At 59.2% G+C, this 1,149-nt stretch carries 1 pseudogene; it reads right to left on the bottom strand.

Annotated elements, in window-relative coordinates:
• Positions 1-1,149: pseudogene (locus RTK32_RS08280) on the bottom strand (cell division protein FtsK); the annotation flags it as partial.

The following is a 1,149-nucleotide window of genomic DNA, read 5'->3' as shown; positions in this document are numbered from 1 at the left end:
AGGTTGGCGCAGCCGGTTGGGCCGGTTCCTGAGCCGCAGGCTGCCAGGTTGGCGCAGACTGTTTTACCGGTTCCTGCGGCTGGCTGTGCTGTTGCCACTGGGCAGCAGGCCGGTTTTGTTGATTTTCAGGCGGCAGCGTAAACAGGGGGTCGCCAGGCGCGTCTTCCACCAGATCGTCCGCCGGTGAAAAATCAAATGCGCCGCCGGTGTTCAATGGAGAAGCGGACTCGTTCGCCTGCGGCTGGCCGTAACGCTGGTTTTGCTGTCCGGCAAACTGACGAGCAAGCTCGGCCTGATGGCGCGCCTCTTCCTCGTCCTCCGCGACATTTTCTGTTGCGGAACCGCTGTCCATTGCAGCATCACTCTCAAGGTACCGCGCCTGCTGCTGAGCGGCAAAAGCGTCGTGCAGAGCGATCTCGTCCTGCCTCTGCTCTTCGGCTTCAGTCGGCGGAGTTGTCTGTAAGCGTTGCTCTTCTTCTTTCGCTTTTTCCTCAGCTATGCGCTGTGAAGGCAGCTTGATGCCGTAAGAAGCCAGTTCACGACGAGTCGGTAATTTAACCGGATTCGGTCGCGGTAAAGCGGGGCCAATACCCTGCTTGACCTGAGGATTAGCAGGAGCAGCCTCGCTGGTAGCACTGAAGCCCGGCATAAACGCTGTGGAAGCGGTGGCCGCGACCTGCGCGGCACTGGCCAGATTTTGCGCTACCTGCTCCGGTTGTGACGTAGAAAAATCGAAAGGCGACGTATCGGCTTCCCGCCAATTACCCATGCGAGGAGCGTCGTCCTCTTCAGAAACAGGAACGGATGGCGCAGGCGTTTCCTCTGGCATCTCGAAGCGATAAAGTTCTGGCTCTGCCGCAACAGGCGGTGTGGAAGCCTGCATAGCTGCTTCCGGCTGCTGCTGAGCGACTGTTGACGCTGCTGCAGGAGCAGAAACTGCCGGGCCTGTCGTCGTCGCTGGCGCAGCCGGTACTGACGCGGGCTTACTTAGCAGAGGATCGTTTTCATCCTCTTCGGCGGCCGGTGCGGCAAGCAGAATATCGTCTTCGTCATCATAACGAGCACGCTGCTTCAGAACGGGTTGGTCATCCAGCGCTTCCTCATCGTCATCGTGGTCATATCTGTACTCATCATCACGCCTGCGTCCAC

This window comes from Erwinia sp. (assembly GCF_031978025.1).
Taxonomy (GTDB): domain Bacteria; phylum Pseudomonadota; class Gammaproteobacteria; order Enterobacterales; family Enterobacteriaceae; genus Erwinia.
This window is presented reverse-complemented; position numbering and strand designations above follow the sequence as displayed.